The following is a 479-nucleotide window of genomic DNA, read 5'->3' on the forward strand; positions in this document are numbered from 1 at the left end:
GCCGAGACCGTCGAAGTCATCCGGAACGACAGTGCCGCCGCCGAAGTAGTTGCCGTAGTACTGGACGGCCGGGGTGATCTTCAGCTTGTCGGTTGCCTTGATAGCGTATTCGGCAGCAACAGCCCATTCAGCCGAAGAGTAGTAGGAGTTCGGGCCGGTGGAGTATACGCCGGCGAGGCCGAGCGTACCAGGACCGATTTCGACAGTACCCATTGCACGGACAGCACCGTCTTCGTTGTCGACGTCATAGCCACCGGTGATCTGGTAGCTGAACGCACCGGCAGTGCCGCCAACGCCGAAGGCAACGCCAACGTTGTTGGCTTCTTCACCGAGCTTGTAAACGCCATCTTCCAGTTCGTCGACGCTGAGGCCAGCGTAGAAGGTGCCGCTTTCATACTGATAACGGATGGAGTTGTGCAGCGTTACGACCGAACCGATGTCGTCGGTTTCACCGGAGAGACCATCGTCCCACCAGCTGT

The 479-nt window shown here is 58.9% G+C and carries 1 protein-coding gene; it reads right to left on the reverse strand.

Annotated features, from left to right (window positions below; translation table 11 throughout):
* A partial coding sequence (locus FY112_RS37655) for a porin (RefSeq protein ID WP_246700654.1) occupies positions 1–479 on the reverse strand: 479 nt, incomplete at both ends.

It is taken from the genome of Rhizobium sp. PEPV16 (assembly GCF_008919455.1).
Classification (GTDB): domain Bacteria; phylum Pseudomonadota; class Alphaproteobacteria; order Rhizobiales; family Rhizobiaceae; genus Rhizobium; species Rhizobium leguminosarum_Q.